The sequence below is a fragment of the Actinomadura sp. WMMA1423 genome (genome assembly GCF_006547145.1).
Classification (GTDB): Bacteria; Actinomycetota; Actinomycetes; order Streptosporangiales; family Streptosporangiaceae; genus Spirillospora.
Window position 1 is genome coordinate 7,586,189 of the sequence record NZ_CP041244.1, and the last position, 20,304, is coordinate 7,606,492.

At 68.2% G+C, this 20,304-nt stretch carries 14 protein-coding genes, 2 tRNA genes and 3 rRNA genes; 11 read left to right on the forward strand and 8 right to left on the reverse strand.

What is annotated here, in order from left to right; all coding sequences use genetic code 11:
- Positions 1–16 precede the first annotated feature (16 nt).
- The 4 genes from FKD65_RS35185 to FKD65_RS35200 all read left to right on the forward strand — a co-directional run bounded on the left by FKD65_RS35185 (position 17) and on the right by FKD65_RS35200 (position 1,443).
- A tRNA-Ala gene (locus FKD65_RS35185) sits at positions 17–89 on the forward strand.
- A 465-nt stretch (positions 90–554) separates the two neighbouring features.
- Complete coding sequence (locus FKD65_RS35190) at positions 555–785, forward strand: hypothetical protein (RefSeq protein ID WP_141582982.1); 231 nt, start codon at positions 555–557, stop codon at positions 783–785.
- A gap of 114 nt (positions 786–899) precedes the next feature.
- The gene (locus FKD65_RS35195; protein WP_141582984.1) at positions 900–1,289 is read left to right on the forward strand and encodes a hypothetical protein; all 390 of its coding nucleotides are present in this window, start codon (positions 900–902) and stop codon (positions 1,287–1,289) included.
- A gap of 81 nt (positions 1,290–1,370) precedes the next feature.
- Positions 1,371–1,443, forward strand: a tRNA-Ala gene (locus FKD65_RS35200).
- Positions 1,444–1,503: 60 nt separating this feature from the next.
- Here the strand turns inward: FKD65_RS35200 and FKD65_RS35205 are convergent.
- The 3 genes from FKD65_RS35205 to FKD65_RS35215 all read right to left on the reverse strand — a co-directional run bounded on the left by FKD65_RS35205 (position 1,504) and on the right by FKD65_RS35215 (position 3,519).
- Positions 1,504–2,604 carry a Vms1/Ankzf1 family peptidyl-tRNA hydrolase gene (locus FKD65_RS35205; RefSeq protein ID WP_141582986.1) on the reverse strand — a complete coding sequence of 367 codons (1,101 nt, stop codon included), beginning with the start codon at positions 2,602–2,604 and terminating at the stop codon, positions 1,504–1,506.
- 55 nt (positions 2,605–2,659) lie between these two features.
- On the reverse strand, positions 2,660–3,169 hold the full coding sequence (locus tag FKD65_RS35210; protein ID WP_141582988.1) for a DUF1360 domain-containing protein: 510 nt from the start codon (positions 3,167–3,169) through the stop codon (positions 2,660–2,662).
- Between the two features lie 92 nt (positions 3,170–3,261).
- Positions 3,262–3,519, reverse strand: a complete 258-nt coding sequence (locus FKD65_RS35215) for a Rho termination factor N-terminal domain-containing protein (protein WP_141582991.1) — start codon at positions 3,517–3,519, stop codon at positions 3,262–3,264.
- A gap of 67 nt (positions 3,520–3,586) precedes the next feature.
- On the opposite strand from FKD65_RS35215, the gene FKD65_RS35220 reads away from it, so the two are divergent.
- On the forward strand, positions 3,587–6,820 hold the full coding sequence (locus FKD65_RS35220) for a BTAD domain-containing putative transcriptional regulator (RefSeq protein ID WP_168221289.1): 3,234 nt from the start codon (positions 3,587–3,589) through the stop codon (positions 6,818–6,820).
- 100 nt (positions 6,821–6,920) lie between these two features.
- On the opposite strand, the gene FKD65_RS35225 is transcribed toward FKD65_RS35220, so the two are convergent.
- Positions 6,921–7,742 (reverse strand): ABC transporter permease, encoded by an 822-nt coding sequence (locus tag FKD65_RS35225; RefSeq protein ID WP_141582995.1) that lies wholly within the window; start codon positions 7,740–7,742, stop codon positions 6,921–6,923.
- Complete coding sequence (locus tag FKD65_RS35230) at positions 7,739–8,716, reverse strand: ATP-binding cassette domain-containing protein (protein WP_141582997.1); 978 nt, start codon at positions 8,714–8,716, stop codon at positions 7,739–7,741. The genes FKD65_RS35225 and FKD65_RS35230 overlap by 4 nt, the downstream gene beginning before the upstream one ends.
- Positions 8,717–9,478: 762 nt before the next feature.
- Here FKD65_RS35230 and FKD65_RS35235 point away from each other — a divergent pair.
- The 5 genes from FKD65_RS35235 to FKD65_RS35255 all read left to right on the forward strand — a co-directional run bounded on the left by FKD65_RS35235 (position 9,479) and on the right by FKD65_RS35255 (position 16,579).
- Positions 9,479–10,999: ribosomal RNA gene (locus FKD65_RS35235) — 16S ribosomal RNA — on the forward strand.
- A gap of 444 nt (positions 11,000–11,443) precedes the next feature.
- A 23S ribosomal RNA gene (locus FKD65_RS35240) occupies positions 11,444–14,559 on the forward strand.
- Positions 14,560–14,719: 160 nt separating this feature from the next.
- Positions 14,720–14,836: ribosomal RNA gene (gene rrf / locus FKD65_RS35245) — 5S ribosomal RNA — on the forward strand.
- Together the 16S, 23S and 5S rRNA genes form the textbook arrangement of a ribosomal RNA operon.
- An 839-nt stretch (positions 14,837–15,675) precedes the next feature.
- Positions 15,676–15,888 (forward strand): DUF397 domain-containing protein, encoded by a 213-nt coding sequence (locus FKD65_RS35250; RefSeq protein WP_141582999.1) that lies wholly within the window; start codon positions 15,676–15,678, stop codon positions 15,886–15,888.
- A 106-nt stretch (positions 15,889–15,994) separates the two neighbouring features.
- Positions 15,995–16,579 carry a GNAT family N-acetyltransferase gene (locus tag FKD65_RS35255; protein ID WP_141583002.1) on the forward strand — a complete coding sequence of 195 codons (585 nt, stop codon included), beginning with the start codon at positions 15,995–15,997 and terminating at the stop codon, positions 16,577–16,579.
- A gap of 78 nt (positions 16,580–16,657) precedes the next feature.
- Here FKD65_RS35255 and FKD65_RS35260 read toward each other — a convergent pair whose 3' ends face one another.
- Both FKD65_RS35260 and FKD65_RS35265 read right to left on the reverse strand, forming a co-directional pair.
- Positions 16,658–16,981: a helix-turn-helix transcriptional regulator gene (locus FKD65_RS35260; protein WP_141583004.1), complete on the reverse strand. Its 324-nt coding sequence runs from the start codon at positions 16,979–16,981 to the stop codon at positions 16,658–16,660.
- An 80-nt stretch (positions 16,982–17,061) separates the two neighbouring features.
- On the reverse strand, positions 17,062–18,558 hold the full coding sequence (locus FKD65_RS35265) for an MFS transporter (RefSeq protein WP_141583006.1): 1,497 nt from the start codon (positions 18,556–18,558) through the stop codon (positions 17,062–17,064).
- A gap of 166 nt (positions 18,559–18,724) precedes the next feature.
- On the opposite strand from FKD65_RS35265, the gene FKD65_RS35270 reads away from it, so the two are divergent.
- Positions 18,725–19,606, forward strand: a complete 882-nt coding sequence (locus tag FKD65_RS35270; protein ID WP_141583008.1) for a helix-turn-helix transcriptional regulator — start codon at positions 18,725–18,727, stop codon at positions 19,604–19,606.
- On the opposite strand, the gene FKD65_RS35275 is transcribed toward FKD65_RS35270, so the two are convergent.
- A complete protein-coding gene (locus tag FKD65_RS35275; RefSeq protein WP_141583010.1) occupies positions 19,590–20,297 on the reverse strand; it encodes an SDR family oxidoreductase in 708 nt (235 codons plus the stop codon). The two genes, FKD65_RS35270 and FKD65_RS35275, sit on opposite strands and share 17 nt — an antisense overlap.
- Positions 20,298–20,304 lie beyond the last annotated feature (7 nt).

Consider the following 20,304-nt stretch of genomic DNA (forward strand, 5'->3'; position numbering starts at 1 on the left):
ACGTCCATGCGGCGGCGGGGCTATGGCGCAGTTGGTAGCGCGCCTCCATGGCATGGAGGAGGTCTGGGGTTCGAATCCCCATAGCTCCACGAATGGAGCTGGGAGTCCTGTACCCACGGAAAGCGTGGGTGGGGCTCCCTTCTTCATGTCTGCCTGGGGGGCGACCCCCAGACCCCCGATGTGGGGGCTCCGCCCCCACGCCCCCTCCTGGCTCAGGTTCTCGCTGTTCTGCGGGTCGTTGCGGGGCTGCTGTGGGCGTTTTTGGGGTTTCACCCCTTGCCCCCTCCCGGCTCAGGTCCTCGCTGTTCTGCGGGTTGTCGCGGGGCTGCTGTGGGCGTTTTTGGGGTTTCACCCCTTGCCCCCTCCTGGCTCAGGTTCTCGCTGTTCTGCCCGTCGTCGCGGGGCTGCGGTGAGTGTTTGGGGCTTCGCCCCTTGCTCCCTTCCGGCTCGGGTCCTGGTGTCTCTTGGCCCCTTGGCGAGGGGGTTGGGCCGTTGGGCGTTTGGGGGGTGCTCGGCGGCTGAGGTGCGGGTGGCGGGATGGTTTCATGCGGGGTATGGGAAGACACCGCAGGGGGGCGAAGCGCGAGGTCACCGTGGCCGACCTGATCGACGAGCTGCGCCGGTTCGATCCTGGTGCCGAGGTGCGGCTGGCGATCCAGCCGCGGATGCCGCAGGAGCACGCCGTGGGGGCCGTCGCCGAGGCCGACGGCATCGTGTGGATCGGTGACGGCGGTGCCTGCGGTTACGCGCCCGACGAGGTCGGCGAGCGGCTCGGGTGGGTCTGAGCGCAAAGCCTTCACCATGGCGGCGGCTACCTTTCCTCCGCCCGCGCTTCGCCAGGTTGATCATGAGGGAAGGCCCACCCGTGGCGATGCTTGATCGAGATGAGGGTTGACCCCATGAGAAGCCGGTTCACCGGGAAGAGGCTGCTGCTGGCCGCGGCGGTCGCCGGGGCGTCCGTCACGGCGATGACCGTCACCGCGCAGGCCGCTCCGCCGCCCGCCCCGGAGGCGCAGAAGGTCGACGACTGCGCCACCGCGCTCGATGTGCTGTCCGACCTCAAGCTGCTCCCGCGCGGGGCCGAACCCGGCCGGATGGTGTGCGTCGTCCACACGGAGACGGTCCAGGAGTCGTACACCAGCGTGATCCACACCGAGCACACCGACGAGAGCGGCAAGACGGTGGAGAGCGACAAGGTCCTCAGCGCGGCCGAGTGGCTGAGGGGCCTCATCGTCCGGGTCCCGACGGTCGACGACATCGTGTACCTCTACACCGCCAAGCAGTCCTGACGCTCCGCGGCCGCGGAGGCGCACCCTCCGCGGCCGCGCGTCCCAACCGCTCCCAACGTGCACTAAGCTTTTCTCGACCGAGGGGCTATGGCGCAGTTGGTAGCGCGCCTCCATGGCATGGAGGAGGTCTGGGGTTCGAATCCCCATAGCTCCACAGACGGGTAAGGGGCGGTGGTCCGCGTAGAACGCGGGCCACCGCCCCTTTTTCGTGCGTTCAGGCCGTGTAGCGCAGGACGGCGCCCACGTGCTCGTCCGGGACCGGGCCCTCGGACGGCAGGACGACCAGTTCGCCGTCGGTCGCGGCGGCCGCCCTCACCAGGGCGGCGTCGGCGCGGACCTCGCGGGGTTCGGGCACGCCGAACTCCTCGCGCAGCTCCTCGGCGGACGTGGCGACCTCGGACGGGTCTGGCCCCACCCACAGCCGGGCCCGCGAGTCCGGGGCGTCGACCAGCAGGAGCGTCTCCACGCGAGCCTGGCGCACGGCCTCCGTCGTCGCGTCCAGCCCGGAGACGGCGCGCTGGCCGTTCGCGAGCTCCCGGTCGAAGCGCTCCGCCACCGTCATGACGCGCTCGGTGGACTTCAATTGGAGGAGGCGGCGCAGTTCGGCGTCGAGGTCGGGATCGTCGACGGTGGTGTTCTTGTCGGCCTCGACGGTGTGCTCCAGGACGTGCTCCGAGACCTCCTCCAGCACGGCCGTCCGGGCGCGGGTGTCGCCGGCGATCACGACGGCCTCGGCGCCGCAGCGCTCCGCCGCCCTGTCGATCTCGTGGGCGACCTTCTTGGCGTTGACCTTCCAGACGTTCTCCGAGGAGCGCTGGAACCGGGACTGGTTCCAGTCGCCCGCCTTGACCTTGCGGATGGGGTAGTCCTCGTCCCCGTCCACGTCGATGCGCTCGTGCCTCCCGTCGGCGGTGACGCAGTCGATCGCGCCGCCGCGCCGGTCGACGACCGCGAGCAGGTGCGGGAACCTCTCGCCGCGCTCGGCGAGGTAGGGCAGGACGTCGGGGAGCGGGGCGAGGGTGGCGCGCGTGCCGCGCGGCGGGCCCGGGAGGCGGTCGCCGTAGACCACCTCGCCGTCGGCCGCGAAGATCACGATGCCTTCGGAGCGGCGCAGCGCCATGTCGTCCTCGATGGTCTGCTCGATCGCGCGGAGCGTGGCCTCGGGCGTGTTCTGGGCTTCCAGTTCCGAGCGCAGCGCCCGCCACCGCAGTTCGGCGGCCTTGGACGCGTCCTCGGTGGTCCGGGTGAGGTCGGCGTACACCGACGCGTACGGTCCCGGGCGTTGGTACAGCGTTTTGAGGAATGCCAGATCCATGGGTTGGCCGTACCCCTCGTCTCTATGGCAAACGTGCGGAGGATCGTGTGCGGCGTCAGCCTTCGGCCGACTGCTGGAGCCGCGCGTAGGCGAGCTGCAGCCAGTCCGAGCCGGCGACGGCCGTCATCGTGGCACCGGCGAGGCGGGTGGCGTCCGGGGCGAACACCAGGCCCGCCGCGTAGGCCGTCGCGACCCACTGGGAGGTGCAGAACGGGCAGGTGATCAGCTCGCCGACGGCGTGCCGGACGCCCTTGCCGCGCACCTCCTCCGACAGCTCTGCCGGGCCGGCCGTCCCCGAGTAGCGGGTGAACGGGGCGCGCAGCGGGCTCGTCACCGGGTCCTTGGTGATGAGGCGGGACGCCTTGTGGGTGGTGATCGTCATCAGCGCCAGGTCGGCGAGGCCGATCGCCGGGGTCCGGTCGCGGAGGCGGCGGCCGAGCAGGGCCAGCGCCCCCGTGGTGAGCGCGTAGACGGCGAGGGTGCCGAGGTAGGAGCCGAGCGGGCGGTCCTCCCCGGCGGCGTACTCCTCCTTCTGCCTGCGCGCGGTGTCGACGACCCCGTTCATGGGTTCTCCTTATGTCGCGGGACGGTCGGGCAGAAGCCGACCGGGCCCGCCGGGCGAGGGGCTTGTCGGGCCGGGGCGGAAGACGGTTCGGGCTAGTGGTCGCGCAGCGCCTTGACCAGTTCCGACTTGTTCATCGAGGAGCGGCCCTCGATGCCGATCTCGCGTGCGCGCTTGAGCAGCTCGTCCTTCGTCCACTCGTCGTAGGCGGGGCTCTTGCCGCCCTTGCGGCCGACCTTCTTCTCTCCCTGGGCCGCGGAGGCGTTGGCGATCCGCGCCGCCTTCTCCTTGCTCTCACCCTTCTCGCGGAGCTTCTGGTACTTCTTCTCGTCCTTGATCTGTGCTCTGGGCATAGGGAACCCGTACCCGGCTCGCGCGATCCACACATCGGGGACAATGACATCCGGGAAGGGGGCAAGCTTGCGCATCGGCATCCTGGGGCCGCTCGACGTGCGGGACGAGGCCGCCCGGCCCGTCGAAGTCGCGGGCCGCAGGCTGCGCGCCCTCCTCGTGCGGCTGGCGGCCGAGGCGGGGCGCCCGGTCTCGGCCGAGCGGCTGCTTGACGACCTGTGGGAGGGCGCGCCTCCCGGCGGGAACGCCCTGCAGGCGCTCGTGTCCCGGCTGCGCGGTGTCGCCGGACGGGACATGGTCGAGCACGGCCCGGCGGGTTACCGCCTCGGCATCGACCCGGGCGAGATCGACGCGGTCGCGTTCGAGCGCGGCGTCGCCGCCGCCCGTGCCGAGCGCGACCCGCGCGCGCGGGCGGACGGCCTGCGCGCGGCGCTCGCGCTGTGGCGCGGGCCCGCCCTGGCCGACGTCGCCGGCGCCGACTTCGCGTACCCGGCCGTCGCGCACCTGGAGGAGCTGCGGCTCGCCGCCGTCGAGGACCGGGTCGACGCCGAGATCGCGGCCGGGCTCCCCGTGCCACCGGTCGCGGAACTGGAGCCGCTCGCGGCGGCGAACCCGCTGCGCGAGCGCCTGCGCGGCCAGCTGATGCGCGCCCTGTACGCGGCGGGACGGCAGGCCGAGGCGCTGGAGGTGTACGAGGACACGCGGCGCGCCCTGGCCGACCGGCTCGGCGTCGACCCGTCCCCGGAACTGGCCGCCGTCCACATGTCGATCCTGCGGCGCGAGACGGCCGTCCGGGCACCGGAGCAGAAGCCGCCGCCCCCGGCCGTCCCGCGGCCCGCGCGCACCAACCTGACCGCGCAGCTCACCAGCTTCGTCGGACGGGAGGAGGAGTCGAAGCGCGTCGGCAAGCTGCTCCGCGAGACCCGGCTCGTCACCCTCACCGGCCCCGGCGGCGCGGGCAAGACGCGGCTCGCCGGGGAGAGCGCCGCCGCGCTCCTCGAGGAGATGCCGGACGGCGTGTGGTTCGTCCCGCTGGCGCCCGTCAGCGACCCGGGCGACGTCGTGCAGGCGGTGCTGTCGGCGCTCGGCGTCCCCGAGAGCGTCCGCCCCGCCGAGACCCGCGCGGTGGTGCGGCCCCTCGACCGGCTCACCGACTTCCTGGCCGCCAAGCGGCTGGTCCTCGTCCTCGACAACTGCGAGCACCTCATCGACGCCCTCGCGCGGCTCGTCGACCACGTCGTCGCCCACGCCGACGGCGTCCGCGTCCTCGCGACGAGCCGCGAACCCCTCGGCATCACCGGCGAGTCGCTGTGCCCGGTCCCGTCCCTTCCGCTGCCGGAGGAGGACACCGCCGACCCCGCCGACGCCCTCGGGTACGCCTCGGTGCGGCTGTTCGCCGACCGTGCCGCCGCCGTCCGCCCCGGCTTCGCCGTCGACGAGGGCAGCGTCGCCGACGTCGTCGCGATCTGCCGCGCGCTCGACGGCATCCCGCTCGCCATCGAACTGGCCGCCGCGCGGCTGCGCTCCCTCACCCCCGGCCAGGTCGCGGCCCGCCTCGGCGACCGCTTCCGGCTGCTGACCGGCGGCAGCCGCACCGCCCTGCCCCGCCACCGGACCCTGCGCGCCGTCGTCGACTGGAGCTGGGACCTGCTGGACGCGGGGGAGCGCGCCGTCCTGCGCCGCCTCGCGGTGTTCGCCGGCGGCGCCACGCCCGACGCCGCCGTCCGCGTGTGCGGCCTCGACGCGCCGGACGCGCCCCACCCCCACGACGTCATCGACGTGATCGCCGCGCTCATCGACAAGTCGCTGGTGATGGCCGACGGCGACACCGACGTCCGCTACCGGCTGCTGGAGACCGTCCGCGCCTACGCGGGAGAGCGGCTGGAGGAGGCCGGCGAGGTCCGCCGCGTCCGCGACGCGCACGCCGCCTTCCTCGTCGAGTCAGCCGAGCGCGCCGAGCCCGAACTGCGCCGCCGCGACCAGCTGCTCTGGTCGTCCCGGCTGGCCGCCGAACGCGAGAACTTCACCGTCGCCTTCCGCCACGTCACCGAGATCGGAGACGTCCGGACGGCGCTGCGGCTCGTCGCCGGGCTGGTCTGGTTCTGGATCCTGCGCGACATGGAACGCGAAGCGGGCACCTGGGCCGTCACGGTCCGCGACCTGGCGGGCGGCGTTCCGCCGCCGGGGCTGGAAGAGGAGTACGCGATCTGCGTCGTCTCCGCCACGCTCGTGACCGAGATGACCAAGGAGGAAGGGCCGACGCAGGAGTCGCTGCGCCGGGCCATGAGCGACGCGGCAGCCGTGGTTCCCTCCTCGCCCTCGCACCCCGTGCTCGCGCTCGCCGAAACGGCGTCCAACATGCTCGGCGGTGACATGGACCAGGTCCGGCAGGGCCTCGGCCGCATCCGCGACCACGACGATCCGTGGGTGCGCGCCGTCGTGCGCGTCATCCTCGGGCACATGGGGATCAACTACGGCGAGATCGACGACGCCGGCGAGCAGGCGGCCGACGGCTACGCGCGCTTCCGCGAGCTGGGCGACCGGTTCGGGATGATCGTCGCGCTGAGCGGGATGATGCAGATCGCCGTGGCGCGCGGCGACCTGTCCGAGGCCGTCCGGCTCGGCGAGGAGGCCTACGGTTACGCGACGGGCGGCGTCAGTCCCGAGCAGGGCTCCCAGCTGCTCGCGCATCTCGCGTGGATCCGGGCCCAGCAGGGCGACACCGCGCTCGCTCGCGCCGACCTCCACCGTTCCATGGCGCAGGCCGAGCGCATCGGTGACTTCGCCGACGCCGCGGGGTCGTCCCTCCTGCTGTGCGAGATCGCGCTGCTGGAAGGCGACCGCGAGGCCGCCCGCATCCACGCCGACCGCGCGTGCGGGTGGGTCGAGTCCCGAAGGCGCCGCCCCGACTTCGCTCAGGTCGCCCGCAGGACGTTCAGCCGCCTCGGCTGCCTCGCGGAGGAGGACGGCGACCTGGAGACCGCCGAGAGCCGGCACCGCCAGGCGCTGGGAGATCTGCGGAACGACGCGCTGATGGGCAACCCGACCGTGGCGGCCCTCGTCGGGGGCCTCGCCGCCTACGCCGCCGCGCGGGGCAGGCACGTGCGCGCCGCCGAGCTGCTGGGCACGGCCCACGGCCTGCTCGGCTACCGCGACAAGGCGAGCTACGAGGTCCGCCGGACGCTGCCGCTCGTCAGCGGCGTCCTCGGCGAGGAGGAGTTCACCGCCGCGTACGAGCGCGGCCGCCAGGCCACCCGGGAAGAAGTGTTCAGCCGGGCGGAGGAGCTGATCGCCTCCATCTGAGCGGGCATCCGTGCCCTGGCCGCCCGGGCGTGGGGCACGCGAAGGCGCACCGCTCCCGAACGGCTCGTCGGGGCGGCGCGCCTTCGTGGCGGACCGGCTGTCAGGCCCTCCGCGAGTACATGCGCATGGCCAGCGGGAACGTGACGAGGACGATGCCCGCCGCCCAGGCGAGCGTGTACCAGGCGTGGTTCCCGATCGGGCCGCCGACGGTCAGCGACCGCACCGACTCCGCCAGGTGCGTGACCGGGTTGACCTTCGTCCACGCCTCCAGCCAGCCCGGCATGGTGGACGTGTCCGGCACGAGGATGCTGCTGCCGAACGTCAGCGGCATCACCCAGATGAACGCGAGCCCCTGCACCGTTTCCGGCGTCGGCGCGATCAGCCCCACGAGCACGGAGATCCAGCAGACGGCCAGGTAGAACACGTACGCGAGGCCGAACGCGGCCAGCACCGACAGCGGATCGGTGTGGAAGCGGAATCCGAGGGCGGAGCCGAAACCCACGAGGACCGTCATGACCGTGATGAATCGGACGGTGTCCCCGAGGACCGTCCCGAGCAGCGGTGCCGACCTCGCGATCGGAAGGCTCCGGAACCGGTCGAACACCCCCTTGTGGATGTCCTCGTTCAGCGCCGTGCCCAGGCCCATCGTGGCGAACATCGCCATCTGCGCGACGAGCCCCGGGAGCAGTTGCTGCAGGTAGGAATGCGTGTCACCGGACACCGCGCCGCCGAACACGTACAGGAACAGCAGCAGGAACACGATCGGCATCAGCGTCGTGTCCAGCAGCTTCTCCGGTGAATGCTTCAACTGGGAGACGTTGCGCCACGCCAGCGTGAGACCGTGCCGCAGCGTCCGCCGCAGGCTGATGCGCGCGGGCGGCTCCCCGGCGGACGGACGGCCCTCGACGGTGATGGCGGTCATACCGCGCTCCCCTCGGAAACGAGTTCGGACTTGGGTTCTTCGGCGGGGTGGCCTGTGAGGGTGAGGAAGACCTCGTCGAGGCTCGGCAACCGCAACGCCAGTTCCGCCGCAACGATGGAGGCCTCGTCCAGCCGGCGCACCAGGGCCGAAAGAAGCCGCGGGTCGTGCACCGGTGCCGTCACAAGGCCCGTGGCTCCCTGAACCTCCGGACGCTCTCCGGTCAGCTCCGCGACGATCGCGGTGAGCTGCGCGGCGCGGAACGGCTCGGCCGCCCGGACCAGCAGCGTCTGCCGCCCGATCTGTGACTTCAGGTCGTCGGAGGTGCCCTCGGCTATGACCCGTCCGTGGTCGAACACCGCGATGCGGTCGGCGAGCGCGTCGGCCTCCTCCAGGTACTGCGTGGTCAGCAGGACCGTCGCGCCCTCGGCGACGACGTCCCGGACCGTGTCCCAGACCTCGTTGCGGGCCCGCGGGTCCAGCCCGGTCGTCGGCTCGTCCAGGTAGATGATCTCCGGGTGGTTGATCAGGCTCGCCGCCAGGTCCAGCCGGCGGCGCATCCCGCCCGAGTACGTCTTCACCGCTCGGCCCCCCGCCTCGGCCAGCCGGAACCGGTCGAGCAGTTGCCGCGCCCGCGCCTTCGCCTCCGCGCGGCCGAAGTCCAGCAACCGAGCGATCATCACGAGGTTCTCGAAGCCGGTCAGCTCCTCGTCGACCGACGCGTACTGTCCGGTCAGCCCGATCTTCGCCCGGACGCGCACCGCGTCCTTGACGACGTCGTACCCGCCCACCTCGGCACGTCCGGCGTCCGGCTTGAGCAGCGTCGCCAGCACGCGCACGGCGGTGGTCTTGCCGGCTCCGTTCGGTCCGAGGACCCCGAGCACCGTGCCCCGGCGAGCCGTGATGTCCACACCGTCCAGGGCCTTGGTCTCCCCGAACCGTTTGCGCAGCCCTTCCGCGCGGATCACTTCGTCCATCTGGATGCCTTCCCTGAGCCATTCGCTGTGACGGTCACCACCGTGGGGGAGGGCGCTGACGGGACGCGGACACCGGTGGGCCGGCGCTGACGCGGCACTGACGGGGGACTAACGCCACCGATTTGAACGGCACATGACCTGCGGGTTTCACGGGATTGACGAGCAGGAGGGCCGAAACCGATTTGACGGGCCTTCCGGGGCTGCCTAATCTCTGTGGTGCCCCAAGGGGATGCGGGACGCCGACAGGCGGACGGCCCCGGGGGACACCGACAGAGGAAATGGTTCGCAGCGAGCTGCGGGCCGGGGTACTCTTGAAGGACAAGCCCGGATGGGATGCAGGACGCCGCAAGGTGGCCGGCCCGCAGGGCGCCTCCTACGAAGCGATCTTTTCCAGGTCTTCGGCCTGGGGCTGTGTCGTCGCGTGGGGGACGGGCACACCTCCGACTCGTCGAAAAGATCTTCCGAGATCCGCTTGACAACAGAGATGCGCCTGGTAAGTTAAGAGGGTTGCCCCGGAGCCGGGGCCTGCGGAAGCGGGGTTCGGCGCGGTGGGTGTCCGTTTCTTGAGAACTCAACAGCGTGTTAAAAGCCAGTGCCTTTATCGGCTCGGCCAGTTTTCTGGTCGGGTCGCCCCGTGCCGCTCCATTCGTGGGGTGGTGGGGATTTCTTTGAGGCAATGTCATCCTTTCGGGGATGGCGATGCCGGGATTGTTTCCAAGGTTTGGCGGGTCGGGGTTCGCCCCCTGGTCTGTCGTTTGGACCTTAATGGAGAGTTTGATCCTGGCTCAGGACGAACGCTGGCGGCGTGCTTAACACATGCAAGTCGAGCGGAAAGGCCCCTTCGGGGGTACTCGAGCGGCGAACGGGTGAGTAACACGTGAGCAACCTGCCCCTGACTCTGGGATAAGCCCGGGAAACTGGGTCTAATACCGGATATGACCACTGGTCGCATGGCGTGGTGGTGGAAAGTTTTTCGGTTGGGGATGGGCTCGCGGCCTATCAGCTTGTTGGTGGGGTGATGGCCTACCAAGGCGACGACGGGTAACCGGCCTGAGAGGGCGACCGGTCACACTGGGACTGAGACACGGCCCAGACTCCTACGGGAGGCAGCAGTGGGGAATATTGCGCAATGGGCGGAAGCCTGACGCAGCGACGCCGCGTGAGGGATGACGGCCTTCGGGTTGTAAACCTCTTTCAGCAGGGACGAAGCTAACGTGACGGTACCTGCAGAAGAAGCGCCGGCTAACTACGTGCCAGCAGCCGCGGTAATACGTAGGGCGCAAGCGTTGTCCGGAATTATTGGGCGTAAAGAGCTCGTAGGCGGTTTGTCGCGTCTGTCGTGAAAGCCCACGGCTTAACCGTGGGTCTGCGGTGGATACGGGCAGACTAGAGGCAGGTAGGGGAGAATGGAATTCCCGGTGTAGCGGTGAAATGCGCAGATATCGGGAGGAACACCGGTGGCGAAGGCGGTTCTCTGGGCCTGTACTGACGCTGAGGAGCGAAAGCGTGGGGAGCGAACAGGATTAGATACCCTGGTAGTCCACGCCGTAAACGTTGGGCGCTAGGTGTGGGGTCCTTCCACGGATTCCGCGCCGCAGCTAACGCATTAAGCGCCCCGCCTGGGGAGTACGGCCGCAAGGCTAAAACTCAAAGGAATTGACGGGGGCCCGCACAAGCGGCGGAGCATGTTGCTTAATTCGACGCAACGCGAAGAACCTTACCAAGGCTTGACATCGCCGGAAAACCATCAGAGATGGTGGGTCCTTTTTGGGCCGGTGACAGGTGGTGCATGGCTGTCGTCAGCTCGTGTCGTGAGATGTTGGGTTAAGTCCCGCAACGAGCGCAACCCTCGTTCCATGTTGCCAGCACTTCGGGTGGGGACTCATGGGAGACCGCCGGGGTCAACTCGGAGGAAGGTGGGGATGACGTCAAGTCATCATGCCCCTTATGTCTTGGGCTGCAAACATGCTACAATGGCCGGTACAGAGGGCTGCGATACCGTGAGGTGGAGCGAATCCCTTAAAGCCGGTCTCAGTTCGGATCGAAGTCTGCAACTCGACTTCGTGAAGTCGGAGTCGCTAGTAATCGCAGATCAGCAACGCTGCGGTGAATACGTTCCCGGGCCTTGTACACACCGCCCGTCACGTCACGAAAGTCGGCAACACCCGAAGCCCGTGGCCCAACCACCTTGTGTGGGGGGAGCGGTCGAAGGTGGGGCCGGCGATTGGGACGAAGTCGTAACAAGGTAGCCGTACCGGAAGGTGCGGCTGGATCACCTCCTTTCTAAGGAGCACCAACTGGCCAGGTCGCCTCTCCGTGAGGGATCTGGTCGGTGGCCACCAGTGACGGCGCATGTTCGTCAGGTGGCTGCTCATAGATGTGGAGCACTGGCTACTCACCAGGCCGTTCATGCGGCTCGGCAAGTACCGCCCCAGGGGTGACCTCGGGGAGTGGGAACGACGAGCTCGGGTGGTCGGACTGGTGGACACGCTGTTGAGTCCTGAGGGAACGGGCGCAAGCCCAGGTGACCTCGGACTGCGGGACCAGGACCGCATCACCGCAATGGTGGTGTGGTTTTGGTGGGCCCGGTTGTTTTTTGAGAACTGCACAGTGGACGCGAGCATCTCTGGTAGATGACGGACTCGCATGTTGGCCTTGGGTTCTTCGGTTCCTGGGGTTTTTTGTGGGTTTGTTGTTTATCTGCGATTTGTTTTGATCGTTTTGTGTGTTCAAGTTTTTAAGGGCATACGGTGGATGCCTTGGCATCAGGAGCCGATGAAGGACGTGGGAGCCTGCGATATGCCTCGGGGAGTCGGCAACCAGACTTTGATCCGGGGATTTCCGAATGGGGAAACCTGGCACTCGTCATGGGGTGTCGCCGCCTGCTGAATGTATAGGCAGGTTGGTGGGAACGCGGGGAAGTGAAACATCTCAGTACCCGCAGGAAGAGAAAACAATAGTGATTCCGTGAGTAGTGGTGAGCGAAAGCGGAGGAGCCTAAACCGTGCGCGTGTGATAGCCGGCAGGCGTTGCGTGTGCGGGGTTGTGGGATCACCCGGTCGTCTCTGCCGAGACGGCGAGGAGTTATAAACCGCTGGGATAGTCGAATGGTTTGGGATGGCCGACCGTAGACGGTGAGAGTCCGGTAGACGAAATTTCAGTGGCTTCTGGGTGTGTTCCCGAGTAGCACGGGGCCCGTGAAATCCCGTGTGAATCTGCCACGACCACGTGGTAAGGCTGAATACTTCCTGATGACCGATAGCGGACCAGTACCGTGAGGGAAAGGTGAAAAGTGCCCCGGTGAGGGGTCGTGAAATAGTACCTGAAACCGTGTGCCTACAAGCCGTCAGAGCCTCCTCAGCAAGGGACTTGTTCTTTGTTGTTGGTGATGGCGTGCCTTTTGAAGAATGAGCCTGCGAGTTATGGTGTGTGGCGAGGTTAACCGGTGGCGGGTAGCCGTAGCGAAAGCGAGTCTGAATAGGGCGTTTTTAGTCGCATGCTGTAGACCCGAAGCGGAGTGATCTAGCCATGGGCAGGGTGAAGCGCCGGTAAGACGGTGTGGAGGCCCGAACCCACCAGGGTTGAAAACCTGGGGGATGACCTGTGGTTAGGGGTGAAAGGCCAATCAAACTCCGTGATAGCTGGTTCTCCCCGAAATGCATTTAGGTGCAGCGTCGCGTGTTTCTTGCCGGAGGTAGAGCTACTGGATGGCTGATGGGCCCTACCAGGTTACTGACGTCAGCCAAACTCCGAATGCCGGTAAGTGAGAGCGTGGCAGTGAGACTGCGGGGGATAAGCTTCGTAGTCGAGAGGGAAACAGCCCAGATCATCGGCTAAGGCCCCTAAGCGTGTGCTAAGTGGGAAAGGATGTGGAGTTGCTGTGACAACCAGGAGGTTGGCTTAGAAGCAGCCACCCTTGAAAGAGTGCGTAATAGCTCACTGGTCAAGTGATTCCGCGCCGACAATGTAGCGGGGCTCAAGCACACCGCCGAAGCCGTGGCATTGACACTGCAAGGTGTTGATGGGTAGGGGAGCGTCCTGTAACCGGTGAAGCCTTCGAGTGATCGTGGGGTGGAGGTTGCGGGAGTGAGAATGCAGGCATGAGTAGCGAATCACACGTGAGAAACGTGTGCGCCGGATGACCAAGGGTTCCTGGGGCAGGCTAATCCGCCCAGGGTAAGTCGGGACCTAAGGCGAGGCCGACAGGCGTAGTCGATGGACAACGGGTTGATATTCCCGTACCCGCTGGTATGCGCCAACGCTGAACCCTCTGATGCTAACCACCCGAACCGTGGTTCGGGCCTTCGGGCCTGTTTCACGGGGAGCGTGGGGCCCGAGGGGGTAGTAGGTGAGTGATGGGGTGACGCAGGAGGGTAGCTCAGCCCGGGCGGTGGTTGTCCCGGGGTAAGGCTGTAGGGAGAGAGATAGGTAAATCCGTCTCTCACGTATCCTGAGAGCTGATGCCGAGCCGTTTTAGGTGAAGTGAGTGATCCCATGCTGCCGAGAAAAGCCTCTAGCGAGTGTACCGGCGGCCCGTACCCCAAACCGACTCAGGTGGTCAGGTAGAGAATACCAAGGCGATCGGGTGAACTGTGGTTAAGGAACTCGGCAAATTGCCCCCGTAACTTTGGGAGAAGGGGGACCTTGCCTGGTGATGGCATTTTCTGTCTGAGCTGGGTGGGGTCGCAGAGGCCAGGGGGAAGCGACTGTTTACTAAAAACACAGGTCCGTGCGAAGTCGTAAGACGCTGTATACGGACTGACGCCTGCCCGGTGCCGGAACGTTAAGAGGACCGGTTAGAGGGACTTGTTCCTTCGAAGCTGAGAATCTAAGCGCCGGTAAACGGCGGTGGTAACTATAACCATCCTAAGGTAGCGAAATTCCTTGTCGGGTAAGTTCCGACCTGCACGAATGGCGTAACGACTTCCCCGCTGTCTCAACCACAGGCCCGGCGAAATTGCAGTACGAGTAAAGATGCTCGTTTCGCGCAGCAGGACGGAAAGACCCCGGGACCTTCACTACAGCTTGGCATTGGCGCTTGGAGCGTCTTGTGTAGGATAGGTGGGAGACTGTGAAGCTCAGACGCCAGTTTGGGTGGAGTCATTGGTGAAATACCACTCTGGTCGTTTTGAGCGTCTAACCCGCACCCGTGTATCCGGGTGGGGGACAGTGCCTGGTGGGTAGTTTAACTGGGGCGGTTGCCTCCCAAAATGTAACGGAGGCGCCCAAAGGTTCCCTCAGCCTGGTTGGCAATCAGGTGGCGAGTGCAAGGGCACAAGGGAGCTTGACTGTGAGACGGACGTGTCGAGCAGGTGCGAAAGCAGGGCCTAGTGATCCGGCACCTACGTGTGGAAGTGGTGTCGCTCAACGGCTAAAAGGTACCCCGGGGATAACAGGCTGATCTTCCCCAAGAGTCCATATCGACGGGATGGTTTGGCACCTCGATGTCGGCTCGTCGCATCCTGGGGCTGGAGTAGGTCCCAAGGGTTGGGCTGTTCGCCCATTAAAGCGGCACGCGAGCTGGGTTTAGAACGTCGCGAGACAGTTCGGTCCCTATCCGCTGTGCGCGTAGGAGAATTGTGAGGGTCTGTCCCTAGTACGAGAGGACCGGGACGGACGAACCTCTGGTGTGCCAGTTGTCCCGCCAGGGGCACGGCTGGTTGGCTACGTTCGGTCGGGATAACCGCTGAAAGCATCTAAGCGGGAAGCCTTCCTCGAGATGAGTTCTCCCACCCCTTTGTGGGTGTAAGGCTCCCGGTAGACGACCGGGTTGATAGGCCGGAGATGGAAGCGCGGTAACGTGTGGAGTCGACCGGTACTAATAGGCCGAGTGGCTTGAACACACTGAACGTTCAAAGCATGTCGCTGCGAGAGATGGTTCGCGTCCCTGTGTGGTTCCCAGAAAACAACCTGGGCACCGCAGTCACTTGATAACTGCATATACCGAGTCGAAGGCTCGGACGTTGATTTGCCCGCCCCATGTCGGGGTGGTGCGTTGAGACGTTCGGTGGTTTTGGCGAAGGGGAAACACCCGGTCCCATCCCGAACCCGGAAGTTAAGCCCTTCAGCGCCGATGGTACTGCATGGGGGACCGTGTGGGAGAGTAGGACGCCGCCGGACACATATTGGGAAAGGCCCCGCCGTAACCGGCGGGGCCTTTTTCGTTTCTGGAAGCAGGGCAACTCACGCGGAGCCAGGTTCAGCAGCCGCTATGGCCGTTTTTCGATCTTGATTCAGCCATCGCCTGAGCGATTCAGCTGCCCTTTTCGGCGATCCGGGCGATCGCGGAAGCGTGGCTCTTCTGGCGTCCGCAGGGCTATGACCCGGCCTTCAGCCCGCTGGCCTTCAGCCCCGGCCTACGGCTCGCCCGGCATGTGGCCCCGCCCGGCACGGCCGGCCCCTGCCCGGCACCGGGACCAGCCCGGCAAAGAGAGTGCGGTCCGGCATGTGGTCCGACCCGGTAAGGGAAGCGGCCCGAGATGTGGTCCGGCGGGTCCGCGGCGCACCCTGGTACTGGGCTCTGCCGGGTACAAAGGTGCGGTCCGGCGGGTAGCGCGGTCCGGCAAGGGGCCTGGCGCGGTCTGCGGTCGGGCGGGTGTGTGGCGCAGTTTGGTGCTGGAGCTCAGCCTGCGAAGGTGCGGTCCGGCATGTGGCCCGCCCGGTAAGGGGCCAGGCGCGCGGTCTGCGGTTCGGCGGGTTTGCGGCGCAGCTTAGTTCTGGAGCTCAGCCTGGCAAGTAGTGCGGTCCGGCAGGGAGCGCGTCCGGCAAGGGGTGTGGTCCGCGGGTGTCGGCGTGCTCGACCATGTCATCCTGCGCCTCCGTTGCGAACGCGGGCCGGAGTACCTCCGGCCTCCCGCCCTGGACGTCACCGCGCGGGGCGCGGGGTGACCACATCCGGAACGTCCCTCAAAGAGCCGGGCGAGGCGGGTAGAGAGCTTCGTACGCGTGAGGGAGGTCCGATGAGGCGTGCGGTTCGTGATCGCGTTGCGTGGCGCAAGAGCTCCCGGAGCAACGGGTCGGGCAACTGCGTCGAGGTCGCGGGCCTACGGTCCGCCGTCGGGATCAGGGACAGCAAGGCGCCGGCCGGCCCCGTACTGGTCGTCCGCCCCGATCAGTGGACGGCGCTCGTCGAGGCACTGAAGGCGGCCGAGCACACCCGAGCCGAGGGCTGACGAGGCGGCCCCCTGGCCGGCGTACTGCTCTGGATCGCAACGTGATCCACCGGACACGGCCGGGAAATCGATCGCTTCACCGAGGCCGGCGTGCGACGGTTGCCGCATGCCTCAACCGATCTTGCGCACCGAGCGTCTGCTGCTGGTACCGCTGGCCGATCGGCATCTCGACCTGGAGGTCCACCTCGACTCCGACCTCGAGGTGCTGCGCTATCTCGACGCGAGGACGCCGAGCAGGGACGAGGTGGTCGCAACCCATCGGCGGCGGATGGACGCGGCGGGCAGGGTGGACGGGCTGGGCTTCTGGATGGCCCACCTCTCCGGAGGAGGAGAGGAAGGTGAGTTCGTCGGGCTCATGATGCTGCCGCCCGCGCACGGTCCCGATCAGCCGGACGATCCCACCATCTGCGATCTGGGGTACCGGCTCGTCCGCCGGTATTGGCGGCAGGGCCTGGCCAGTGAAGCGTCCCGCGCCCTCCTGCGGCACGCCTTCGACACGGTCGGGCAGAGCCGTGTGATCGCGCAGACCATGGCCGCCAACGCCGGATCCATAGCGGTGATGCGGGCCATCGGCATGCGGTACGTGCGCACGTACTACCCGCAGTTCGACGATCCGCTTCCGGACACGCACCTCGGCGAGGTCGAGTACGAGATGACCCGCGCCATGTGGCAGGAGATGCGCCGAGACTGACCTCGGGACGACGGGATGGCATGGGGCCGCGGACCGCCGCCCGCATCACCTGGATGCCGGTCAGCCCGCCTCCACGTCTTAAGTCGGCGCCCGTCGCAGGCCCGCGGTCAGGGATGCCCGGGGGCCCGTCTGGGGTCTCCTGAGCCACCGCTCGACGATCGGTTCCAGCGGGCGGGTGTTGATGTAGTGGAACTTGTACCGGCCCTCGCGGGTGGTCACGACGAGTCCGGCGGCCTCGAGGACGTCGAGGTGATGCGAGATCGCCTGCCGTGACGAGCCGAGGTCGTACTTGCTCGTCAGGCGGGAGCAGATCTCGAAGAGCGTCTGGCCGTTCCGGTCGGTCAGCTCGTCGAGGATCGTGCGCCGCGTGGGGTCGGCCAGGGCCTTGAATACGTCTCCCACATACCCGACGTTAGGCAAGCCGCCGCTTGCTGGTCAAATCGGGTCAGGAGCAGGTATTACAGGCATTCCGCGGTGCCGCTTCACGGCCCCGCATCCTCTTCGATCCTCGGCCTTACCGGGCCGCGTGCTCTGCCCCTGGCCCGCTGGCTCGAGCCGTCCGGCGGGGCCGTTCGCAGAAGGAGTACGGGGAGCGCGGCGGTGACGAGGCAGATGAGGCCGGCCGTGAGGGTGGCCGCATGCAGACCGTCGAGTAGCGCGTGGCCTGGATCCGTCGAGGAGGCCTGCACATCGGTACGGACCGTCACGATGGCGGCCAGGCCGGCCGTGCCGATGCCCCCGAGGAACTGTGGCAGTTGCGACAGGACGGCCACGGTGCCCTGTTCCTGCTCGCGGACTCCGGAAGTCATGGTGGTGAGGAACGAGACGACTGCCAAGACGTGACCGAAGCCCATGGCGCCGGACGTGACGAGCAGGAGCATGCGGCCGTCGTGCGCGGGCAGGAGGACCATCGCGCCGGTGGCGAGGCCCTGCACGGCCAGGCCGAGGCTCATGGTGCGCACCCTGCCGAGCGCTGTGATGAGCCGGGCGGCCAGCACTCCCGCGACGAGGGCCGCGATGCCCTCTGCCAGGAAGCCGGCGCCGGTGGCCAGCGCCGAGTAGCCGAGGACGTCCTGCATGTAGAGGCCGAGGAGAACCGTTGTGCCGCCGCACATGCCGAGGGTGACGAATCCGACGAGGCCGCTGCATTTCACTGTCGGCCTGTTCAGCAGGTCCAGCGGGATCAGGGGAGTCGGATGCCGCCGCTCCGTCCGGAGGAACGCGGCGAGGGAGAGCGCGGCCACCAGGAGGGAGCCCAGCGTCGGCGGACTCTCCCACCCCGCGCCGGCACCCGTCGAGATGCCGTAGACCAGAGCGAAGAGGCCGATGCCCGCCAGTACCGCGCCGGGGACGTCCAGCCGGGCCGGCGTCCGGGGCCCGGTTCCGCGCGGCACAGTGGTCGTGCCGAGCAGCACCAGGGCGCTGATGGCGGCCAGGAGCAGCATGGTCCAGCGCCAGTTCAGGCCGCTGGTGATGACGCCGCCGCCCAGGGTGCCGACCACGAATCCCAGCGAGAGCACCGCGCCGTTGACGCCCAGCGCCTTCGTCCGGCGTGGCCCTTCGGGGAACGCGGCCGTCAGCAGCGCGATGGCGGTCGGGGTGATCATCGCGGCGGACGCGCCCTGGCCCGCGCGGGCGGCGATCAGCAGCGCGGGGCCGGTGGCCAGCGCCGCCGTCAGGGACCAGGCCCCGAACAGGGCGACCCCCACGCGGAACAGCCGCCGGCGGCCGACCATGTCGGAGACGCGTCCGAACAGGGGGAGCAGGCTCGCCGTCGGCAGCAGGCAGGCGGTCGCGACCCACTGCAGCGAACTGGGGCTCGCGAAGCCCAGGTCGCGTCCTATCTCCGGCAGGGCCACGGTCACGACGGAATAGTCCAGTCCCGTCATGAAGGTGGCGCCGCAAAGGGTGATCAGGATCAGCCGGCCGCGGCGGCCGAGTGCGCTGGGGTCCGCGTGCCGGATCGGGTCGTCCGTCATGTTCGCCTCCGCGTTGTGTCCGTGCCGGGGAGATGACGGTGTCCCGGCACGGACCACCCTGCGGTGGACCGCGAGGCTCACCCAGCCCCCCGCTGAGGACACCCCTGCGGTGCCTATACCTGTCAGGTGCAGGCAACGAAGGGTTGTGACGGGCATGCTGGGTGCCATGGAGCGGCAGCGGTCCGAACTCGGCGAGTTCCTGCGCACGCGCCGCGCGCGGCTGCGGCCCGAAGACCTCGGCCTGCCCGACTACGGCGGGCGGCGGCGCGTGCCAGGGTTGCGCCGCGAGGAACTGGCGCAGCTCGCGGGGGTGAGCGCCGGGTATTACACGCGGCTGGAGCAGGGGCAGAGCTCCAATGCCTCGGAGGCCGTCCTCGACGCGATCGCCCGCGTGCTGCGGCTGGACGAGACGGAGCACGCCCACCTGCGGAGCCTCGCCCGGCTCAGGACGGGAACGCCCCGGCGGCCGCGACCGGAGCGGCTGCGGCCCGCCGTCCGGGTCATGCTCGACGCGTTCGGCGACACCCCCGCAGTGGTCATGGGCTGCCGCTACGACGTGCTCGCCTGGAACCGCGCCGCCCATGCGCTGCTGGCCGGGCACCTGCCGTTCGAGGCGCCCGAGCAGCCCGGTGGGCGCCCCAACATCGCCCGCCTCGTCTTCCTGGACCCGCACACGCGCGAGCTGTACGCCGACTGGCGGACCAAGGCCCGGGACACGGTCGCGGACGTGCGAATGGCCGCCGTCAGACGTCCCCACGACGCGGTCCTGACCGGCCTCATCGGTGAGCTCACCGTGCACAGTCCCGAGTTCGCGGCCCTGTGGGCGGCGCATCCGGTCCAGGACTGCGCCGTCCGGTTCACGCGCGAGTTCCGGCATCCGCTGGTCGGGGCCATGACGCTGAACAACGAGATCATGGAGCTCTCCAACGACGAGGGCCAGCGCATGGCCGTGTTCACCGCGTCCCCGGGCACCCCTTCGGCCGCGGCACTGCGCCTGCTCGCGGGACTCGCCGGAGAGGATGAGCCTGAGCTCACGCCAAGGCGTTGAAGACCGCTTCGGGACGGTCGCGCCCGGTGTAGAGGGCCCAGGCGGTGTCGGCGATGGTGTCGGGGTCGAGGGTGCCTACGGTGAGGCCACCCGTGCCGTCCTGCTGGGACGTCAGCATCCGGTGGATGTCGCCCCGCTCGACGAGGCCGCCGATCGTCAGCGTGCCGGCGTAGATCCCCTTGTCGGCCAGGGCCGCGTTGAGCGTCAGCGCGTAGTTGCGCAGGGCGGCCGACGAGATCGCGAGACTGCCGAGGACGGGCATCGGGACGACCGAGCTGAGACCGCCCGCGAACAGCAGCCCGCCGCCGCCGCGCTCCAGCATGCCGGGAAGGACGGCGCCCACCACCTCGATCGCGGAGTACACCCAGCCCATGGCGTCCTGCGCGGCTGGCACGTCGGTGGCGGTGATGGGCGCGGGCCGGGAGTCGAGGTCCGCGGCTCCAGGGCCGTAGTAGACGACGTCGATGCCGCCGATCGCGTCCAGCGCGGCGAGCAGCGCGTCGCGGTCGCGGACGTCCACCGCGTGCGCGGTCGCCTCGACCCCCGCGGCCTCCAGCGCCGCGACGTAGCCGGGGTGGCGCGTCCGGTTCCTGGAGATGAGCACGATCTTGTGGCCTTCGCGGCCGAAGCGGTGCGCGACGGACATGCCGAGCCCCGGCCCGGCCCCGACGACGACGGTGGTGGGGGACATGCGGACC